The following is a 7553-nucleotide window of genomic DNA, read 5'->3' as shown; positions in this document are numbered from 1 at the left end:
TATAAGATAGACGTTGGCAGAGACATGATAGGATTGGCTGGAGTAGAGCAGGCTTTTCTTGAGGTAATGAAACTTGGCTTAAAGGGCGATCAAGCTGCTGAGAAACTATTGGAAATAGTCGGGAGAACAAACTTTATCCCTGAAAGTGCGGAAAGGGAATACAAGTGGGCTCTATATTTGGCATATAGAAACTATATAGCTGATCCATCTGCAGGGAAAAAGGCCATGGAATATGAACAGAAACCAGCATGTTGAGACACCTGATAATAACCTCTTCTGTTTTGGTAAAACAGAATTCATTTGTTAGTAGTATACTCGCACATAGAAATTATATTCCGGAATGCGTTGAACTGGAGTATAAAAGAGCCTTGCTTGCGAATATAAAAAATATATTGCGAAATCCAAATCATAATAAGGCATATAATGCCGTAGGGGGTTTTAAAAATGAGTAAAGAAAAAAAGAAAGGTTTGTTTGACTTTTTAAAGAAACCAAAATCGGGATGTTGTGACATGGAAATAATCGAGATAGGCAAAGAGAAAAAAGTTAAAAAGAGGTGCTGCGATTTCGAGATTATTCCTAATGATGTAAAGGAAGAAAGCAAAAAATAAATCTTTTATTTAATTAATAAAACTGTAACTATTCAGTAAACTAGCTCTTTATAAGGTCATGATAACCCCGGTTTTATTTTTAAGTTCCCGGTATTCCTCGTTAAATCCTCTTTTGGCGCCGCTGCCAAAGGTAATATTGTAGGTGAACAACAAGCTGTCATAGGTGATTTTACCTTCAAAGGGAAGCAGGGCCGTTTTTGCATATCGAGGCAAAGCAAACGAGGGAAATATATCCGCGATGGGGCTGGCGAGTCCGACTACGCCGTAGAGGCCGCCTTGGCCGATGAAAACAGTGTATTTTTTTAAGTGTTTGTAGATCAGAAAATCGCCAAAAATCCTTCTTCGCCAACTCGCTACCAGGGCCAGTTCCCGCTCGGTGAAACAAAACGGGTTTTCGGAGAGGACGCGATTGATGACCTCATTGCTTTCCCGAAAGTTTATCCCGTACCAGCATAATAGCGGCGGGATTGACCTCCGCGGCGCCCGACGCTTGAGGAAGTCCGGGAACCACCTGGTATTTGTCATTCGTGTAATCGATCAGTTTAAAGAATAGGTCATAAAACAGGGTCACCTGATCCTTAAGTCAGTTCCGTCACTTAAGCATCTCCTTATCTGGGTAAATTGGTGCCCAAGAATTACTATAACAAAAAATTGACCCAGGGCAGGATCAAAAAGCGGGAATTGTTAACCACCAGGTGCAGGTTTTGCATTCGGCGCTTTGCGCTCCAGCCGATAAAGTCATCTCTTTTGCGCCACACACCAGGCGGCAGCGGAAAAGCCAATGGCGGCCAGGTATCCGGCGGAAGAGATAACCATGTACCGGATTTGGGCGCCCGGCAAAGGAGCGTAGCCGAGGTAGTGATAGCGGTCGATGAGTTCGTTCCGGAAGCAGGAATCTTTTTTGGCGACAACGCGCTTTAGCTCCAGGGGCGCCCACGCCGCAAGCGGCCCGGCGATCTTCTCCTTGGGTTCCCCCTGCTCCGTCCGGCGGGAATATTTGCGCCCGTTGGCATTTCCGTTTCTGGGCTTGGGCAAGGTGATCAGGCCCAGGCGGTACAGCTGGAAGCGAGCAGCACCCGGCAGCTCATGTCTTTAAGGCCGCCGTCCGGCTTAAACCAGGACCAGGCCCGACAGACCTCGCTGGAGATTCGCTCCCGGGTGGCCGTGGGATCAGAGGCGATAATCTGTCGGATCAGCTCAATGTCGCCAAGGTTCAGTGACCGGCCGCAAATGGTGAGCGGGAAGTCAGCCAGGACGGTCCCTCCCTTTGGCCATGCCGTACTCTTTGATGATCCCGTCCGGGATGTTCCAGGGCAGGAAATTCTCCAAATCCGGCGGGGGACCGCCAGATTTGGCGCAGGCGTCGAGGTAATACCGGAGATAGGCCAGGGCGTTTAGGTTATGTTTTTCCGCCGTCTGCAGAATAGACATGGAGGAGGCCAGCAGTTTGCCGCTCCACATCATAAGTGGGCGCCGTAGTGGTTCTTGCGTCCTAATGCGCCCGGTCTTAAGGCTCGCTCCGCAATATTGTTGTCCATCGGCACTAAGGGATTGTCCACAAAGACGGTCAGGCCGTCCCAGTGTTTTAGAGCGCTTAAAAGCACTTTCTCCTTTTGCCAGTGCAGGCCGGGATTGGTAAGCTCTAGGCGGATCGATTGCAGCATCGCGAAAAGGGCGCTTTCCAGGGCGTCTTGGGCAGCCTTGAAAAGTTCGGGCTGATCCAGTACAGCCAGCCGTTCATTGTTAAGGCGATAGATCTCGGCGATCCTGGCCGCCCAGGGCTTTAAGGCGGTTAGGGATTTGCCGGCCTCGACGAAATCCCGGCGGAAGTGAGCCCAACAGAGCGTCCTGGTCAGTCCCTCGATCAAGGCCACCAGTTTGCCGTAGGCGGAAAAGCGGTCGCAGTTCATGATGCCCCTGGCGTTTTCTCCGAAGTGCTTCCGGGGGACATTGCTGGAGCGGGGCGGATCGAGCACGAACACCACGGTTAAAGGAGAGACGAAGACCCAAAGCCACCAGTGCCAGCACTGCTTGTCGGGCGCCTGGACAAAGTGCATCCAGCCGGTCTCGTCGACGTGCCAGGCGCCCTCGTTGCGGTTCACTTCCGCCAGCAGGAGATAGAGGGGAGCAAGAAGCGTCTCCAGCTTCTTTAGCATACCGGTCAGGGCGCCCTCGCCAACAAGGAGTCCTTGCATCAGCATGATCGTGGCCAGCCGGTGCAACGGGATCTGGAAAAAGAATTTCATGACCAGGATCCGTGCCAGAAAGGAGTTAGAGAACTTTCCCTTGGGGATGACCTGGGGCGGTTTAGGCGCGGTGACAGACCTATAGGCGGAGCAGGCGCAGGTGCTGATGGCCTTGCTTAACGCACATGTTTTTTAAGTACCGGTCTTACCTCGTAATCGATCTCGCAGGAGATTTCCTCGATGCCGGTAAGACGCCGGGGTTTCCCGCAGAGCGGGCAGTACATCTCCTCATCCGGGATCTCGTGAACCACTGTGACTTCGGGAAGGTGGGGGATTTTGCGTCCGTGACCCTGATGACCAAACCTGGCGCCCCGCTTCCGGGCCTGATCCGGCGCATGCCCACCGTCGCTATTGTACACACCTGCTTGTTCTTGAGCTTGAGGCGCCGATTGCTTTTCGGAGGAGCGGCCAAAGATGGCGCCATTGCGTTTATTGAGCAGGGCTCTCAGACGCTCATTTTCAGCAGTGAGACGATCTATCATGCTATTCTTCTGCCTGACAATCTGGCAGTCAGGATAAGAACAAAAGGCAGTGCAGGGCAGATTTTCTTGTGGGTTGGCTAACGTTAAAATGCTCATGCCCTAATTTTACAATAAAAAAAGACCCGTGTTCAGACCCCCAACTAAATTTTTTATCAAGATGAGCTATAGCCAAAGAGGAAGAAGCGGGCGGGTATGAGCGGGTTTAGTGAATATTTACGAGCCTTCATTCTAAGAACGAGTGAATTAGAGGTTAAGAGAGGAACTTTTTTAGGCATATAAAGTTTAAGTCTCTTGCCGGCTCTTTTGAGTGCAGAAAACACTTATTACCGTGGCCAGAGCCGAAACAAGCAGCGCCGCAAAGAAAGCGTCCTTTATGCCATACAGAAATGCCAGATCAAAGGCGCTCTCCTGATAGAAAGCCTGCCGTGCATTTAAAACAGCTCCGCCGAGGGCAATCCCGAAGACCATACCAATATTGCGGGTAGTTGAAAGAACGCCGCCTGCTATACCAAGCCGGTTCTTGGGCACGGAACCCATCACGGCGCTTGTGTTTGGCGACTGGAACAAGCCTGTTCCAAGCCCGAAGACAGCCAGCCGCAGGGATATGTCGAAAGGCGTGGAGTTCTGGCTGAGTGTAAACATGGATCCGGCGGATAAAGTACATAACAGGGAGCCGAAAAAGAAGAGCCAGCGTTGTCCGAGCCTATCTGAAAGGGCGCCTGAAATAGGCGCGATAAACAGGACTGTTAAAGGAAAGGCCGCCATGGTCAGCCCTGCACGGGAAGCGGAATAACCCAATACTCTTTGCAAAAAAAAAGGACAAAGGAAGACAATAATATACTGGGTCATAAAATTAAGCAGGGCTGCTCCGTTCCCTGCGGAAAAAACCCTGCTTTTAAATAAGCTCAAATCAAGCATCGGCTCGGGTATGCTTGACTCAAGCCGGATAAACAGCAAAAAAAGTACAACAGCCGCCGCGCCTATAATAAGAATTAATGCCGACCAATGATAAGACTCTCCCTCACTGGCAAAAAACAATATGGCTGAAAGAGCGCCAAAAGCCAGAACAGATCCCTTCCAGTCAAAGTACGCCTTTACTTTTTCTCCGTTTTTGGGAATTAATTTATAGCTCCAAAGAAAGGCTATTATCCCTATAGGAACATTAACAAAAAATATTGTCCGCCAGCCAACTGAATCAACTAATAAACCGCCCAATACCGGCCCGGCGGCCAGTCCGAGAGCGACTACCATTGCGCTAATTCCCAACGCGCGGCCGCGCTCTTTTTGGGGGAAAACGGCGGTGATTATTGACGGCGCCAAAGACATGCTCAAACCGGCGCCTACAGCCTGAAAAGCACGCAAAACAATTAAAGCAATCAGGTTGGGCGCCAGACCGCATAAGGCTGAGGCAGCTATAAAAATAAACAAACCGGCCAGATAGATTCGTTTAAATCCGAAAATATCCCCCAGTCTGCCAAAAGGAAGGAGAAAACTACCCATTATAAGCAAGTATGACATCGAAACCCATCCGACAGAGGAAGGAAGAGCATGAAAAACTTCCCCTATCACGGGAAGCGCAATATAAACTATACTGGCATCCAGCGGCCCCATCACAGTCCCCGCCAGGACAGCAGCCAGTATGAGCCACCTGTTTTCTTGCCCTGCCGGATCAGCCATTACTACTATTAAATACCTTCCTGTAAATACCTTCCTGATTTTTTCTGTGAAAAGCCCTTGAACGGTTCAGATTAATTCAAGACCGATGTCCAGGGCGCGTGCGGAATGCGTAAGGTAACCGACAGAAATCAGGTCGACACCTGTCTGTGCAACAGATACAACAGTTTGTTCAGTAATGCCTCCGGAAGCTTCCAGCAATACTTTTCCGGCTGCAAGTTCAACCGCCTGACTCATTTCGGAAACAGACATATTATCAAGCATAATTATATCCACTCCTGCTGAAAGGGCTTCAGCAACCCCGGCGAGATCTTCAACTTCAACTTCTATTTTCATAGCAAAGGGAGCTGACGCTTTGACAAGTTCTACAGCGCGACTGATACTGCCGGCGGCTTTCAAGTGGTTATCTTTAATTAAAACTGCATCATATAAACCAAAACGGTGGTTAAAACCACCCCCTGTGCGAACAGCATATTTTTCTAAAATCCTCAGCCCGGGAGTAGTTTTTCTTGTATCAATTATTCTAGCCTTGTATTGAGCAATAAGGCTTACCAGCCTTGATGTCTGTGTGGCAATTCCTGAAAGCCGCTGCATTAGATTCAGGGCAACCCGCTCGCCTTTCAAGATACACCGTCCGTTTCCTCGAACACTTGCCAGTAACTGCCCCTGCTCCACCCGCTGCCCGTCAGAAAAGTGGTGGGAAAAATCAATATCCGGATCAAGCATATTAAAAACTGCGCCGGCTACAGGCAATCCGGCAATAACTCCCGGCTCACCCGCATGAATTAGCGCGCAGACCTCTTCATCAATCCCAACTATACTGTCTGTAGTAATATCTCCGTTACCGATGTCCTCTTCCAACGCTCTTTCAATTATTTTCCTTAAGGCTATCGAATCAAAAGACATCCCGCAATACTCCTTCTCAAGTGACAATATTCCCTTTCCTAACCCCGTTTAAGAATGACGTGTTTGCACCATCTCTTCAAGGAATAAGGAAAGTCCTGCCTGAAATGCCCTCCTCTGCTTTCCGTGCGCATAAGGGCCGCCTCAGTTATTAACTGAGCAACCTGAAGCATATTGCAGACCTCCATTTCATCCCATTTTACCGACGGGTTTTTCCCCAGGTCTTCCATGTTTTCAAAAAAATCGAGAGCTTTGAGAAGCCCTTCGCCGGTACGGACAGGCCCGACGAACATCTCCATGGCTGATTGAATAGAGCGCCTTAAACTCTCAAAATTGTTTTTTTGATAGACTTCTACATCATTATAAAAAAATCTTTGGGCAATGGGTACATGTTTATGCGAATCGGGAATACTCAGCTTGCGTTCAATAATTCTTTGCCCATAAACAATTCCGTCCAGAAGCGAATTGCTCGCCAGGCGGTTGGCGCCATGTACTCCCTGGCAGGCTACCTCGCCGCAGGCATATAAACCGCTAATGCTCGTTTCTCCGTATAAATTGGTTTTTACACCGCCCATCATGTAATGCGCAGCGGGTGTAACCGGTATGGGATCCTTCTTAATATCCAGTCCGTAAGAACTGCAGGTGCCGCTTATGTTTGGAAAACGGCGGTCTATCTTTTCATCCCCCAACCGTGATAAATCAAGGTAAACCTCACTTGATTCGGTTTCCTTCATTTCCTGCAGGATAGCCCGTACGACAATATCCCGCGGGGCCAGTTCCGCCATTTGGTGGTAACGCGTCATAAAACGGTCTCCATGGCGGTTTAGAAGATATGCGCCTTCGCCCCTCGCTGCCTCAGAAATTAAAAAACGGGGCGCTTCAGGCAAGTTCAACACGGTGGGATGAAATTGGATGAATTCCATATCCATCACTTCCACCCCAGCCCTGTAAGCAATAGCGATACCGTCGCCTGTAGCAACCTCCGGGTTGGTATTGTGTTTATATAACTGTCCGACACCGCCACTGGCCAGAATAACCGTTTTGCTCCAGAATACTTTTAACTGCTCTGATTGGCGATCATAGGCCAGAACACCGTAACAAATATTTTCCTTAATCAGCAAATCGACTACAAAATGGCTTTCCCGGACATCAATTAAAGGATTGTCCAGGGCCTGCCTGGTAAGAACTCTTTGTATTTCTGCCCCGGTAGCGTCGCCGGCCGCATGCAAGATCCGTCTGCGGCTATGTGCGCCTTCCTTACCTAAAAGCAGCCTGCCGTTGTCCTGATCAAAACGCGCTCCTAAATTGATCAGTTCCACAACTCTCTGGGGTCCTTCATTGACTAAAATGTTCACCGCTTCATAATCACATAAACCTGCGCCGGCTACCAGAGTGTCCTCCAGATGAAGATCCGGAGAATCTGCAATGTCAAGGGCTGCCGCAATTCCTCCCTGCGCCTTGTCGGTGTTGCTGTCCAGAACTGTGTGTTTGGTAAGAACGACGGCCTTTCCCCCGTACCTGCTAGCTATATATGCGCTGTAAAGCCCGGCGATGCCGCTGCCGATGATTACGTACTCCCATTCCTCCTGTGGCAGTTGCCGGGTGTCAAAGTTAACCAGATAATTCCTGTCCACAAAAA

At 49.4% G+C, this 7553-nt stretch carries 11 protein-coding genes; 2 read left to right on the top strand and 9 right to left on the bottom strand.

Features of this window, described 5'->3' with window-relative positions:
* Positions 1-24 precede the first annotated feature (24 nt).
* Together DEH07_02425 and DEH07_02420 are read left to right on the top strand one after the other, a co-directional pair.
* Positions 25-255, top strand: coding sequence for a hypothetical protein (locus DEH07_02425; GenBank protein ID HBY03400.1), 231 nt, complete (start codon positions 25-27; stop codon positions 253-255).
* Complete coding sequence (locus tag DEH07_02420; GenBank protein HBY03399.1) at positions 249-452, top strand: hypothetical protein; 204 nt, start codon at positions 249-251, stop codon at positions 450-452. Before DEH07_02425 ends, DEH07_02420 begins: the two co-directional genes overlap by 7 nt.
* A gap of 205 nt (positions 453-657) precedes the next feature.
* Here DEH07_02420 and DEH07_02415 read toward each other — a convergent pair whose 3' ends face one another.
* From DEH07_02415 to nadB, 9 genes are all read right to left on the bottom strand, one after another.
* Positions 658-1134, bottom strand: a complete 477-nt coding sequence (locus DEH07_02415) for a hypothetical protein (GenBank protein ID HBY03398.1) — start codon at positions 1132-1134, stop codon at positions 658-660.
* A 113-nt stretch (positions 1135-1247) separates the two neighbouring features.
* The gene (locus DEH07_02410) at positions 1248-1391 is read right to left on the bottom strand and encodes a hypothetical protein (protein HBY03397.1); all 144 of its coding nucleotides are present in this window, start codon (positions 1389-1391) and stop codon (positions 1248-1250) included.
* Positions 1348-1692: a hypothetical protein gene (locus DEH07_02405; protein ID HBY03396.1), complete on the bottom strand. Its 345-nt coding sequence runs from the start codon at positions 1690-1692 to the stop codon at positions 1348-1350. Before DEH07_02405 ends, DEH07_02410 begins: the two co-directional genes overlap by 44 nt.
* Positions 1693-1854: 162 nt before the next feature.
* Positions 1855-2070 carry a hypothetical protein gene (locus tag DEH07_02400; protein HBY03395.1) on the bottom strand — a complete coding sequence of 72 codons (216 nt, stop codon included), beginning with the start codon at positions 2068-2070 and terminating at the stop codon, positions 1855-1857.
* Positions 2070-2963: an IS66 family transposase gene (locus DEH07_02395; GenBank protein HBY03394.1), complete on the bottom strand. Its 894-nt coding sequence runs from the start codon at positions 2961-2963 to the stop codon at positions 2070-2072. The genes DEH07_02400 and DEH07_02395 overlap by 1 nt, the downstream gene beginning before the upstream one ends.
* Positions 2964-2971: 8 nt before the next feature.
* Positions 2972-3214: a hypothetical protein gene (locus DEH07_02390; GenBank protein ID HBY03393.1), complete on the bottom strand. Its 243-nt coding sequence runs from the start codon at positions 3212-3214 to the stop codon at positions 2972-2974.
* Between the two features lie 405 nt (positions 3215-3619).
* Positions 3620-5014 carry an MFS transporter gene (locus DEH07_02385; protein ID HBY03392.1) on the bottom strand — a complete coding sequence of 465 codons (1395 nt, stop codon included), beginning with the start codon at positions 5012-5014 and terminating at the stop codon, positions 3620-3622.
* A gap of 66 nt (positions 5015-5080) precedes the next feature.
* Positions 5081-5917 (bottom strand): carboxylating nicotinate-nucleotide diphosphorylase, encoded by an 837-nt coding sequence (gene nadC / locus DEH07_02380; GenBank protein HBY03391.1) that lies wholly within the window; start codon positions 5915-5917, stop codon positions 5081-5083.
* Positions 5918-5955: 38 nt separating this feature from the next.
* Positions 5956-7548, bottom strand: coding sequence for an L-aspartate oxidase (nadB, locus tag DEH07_02375; protein HBY03390.1), 1593 nt, complete (start codon positions 7546-7548; stop codon positions 5956-5958).
* Positions 7549-7553: the final 5 nt, after the last annotated feature.

Origin of the sequence: Desulfotomaculum sp. (assembly GCA_003513005.1) — a bacterium.
GTDB lineage: Bacteria > Bacillota > Desulfotomaculia > Desulfotomaculales > Nap2-2B > 46-80.
The sequence above is the reverse complement of the archived record's forward strand: the minus strand, read 5'-3'. Positions and strand labels throughout refer to the sequence as shown.

What these genes read in the sequence shown, in the direction of transcription:
- nadC (HBY03391.1), bottom strand. Translation starts at nt 5,917, where the DNA reads ATGTCTTTTGATTCGATAGCCTTAAGGAAAATAATTGAAAGAGCGTTG.
- DEH07_02400 (HBY03395.1), bottom strand. Translation starts at nt 2,070, where the DNA reads ATGTGGAGCGGCAAACTGCTGGCCTCCTCCATGTCTATTCTGCAGACG.
- DEH07_02425 (HBY03400.1), top strand. Translation starts at nt 25, where the DNA reads ATGATAGGATTGGCTGGAGTAGAGCAGGCTTTTCTTGAGGTAATGAAA.
- DEH07_02415 (HBY03398.1), bottom strand. Translation starts at nt 1,134, where the DNA reads ATGACAAATACCAGGTGGTTCCCGGACTTCCTCAAGCGTCGGGCGCCG.
- DEH07_02420 (HBY03399.1), top strand. Translation starts at nt 249, where the DNA reads ATGTTGAGACACCTGATAATAACCTCTTCTGTTTTGGTAAAACAGAAT.
- DEH07_02385 (HBY03392.1), bottom strand. Translation starts at nt 5,014, where the DNA reads ATGGCTGATCCGGCAGGGCAAGAAAACAGGTGGCTCATACTGGCTGCT.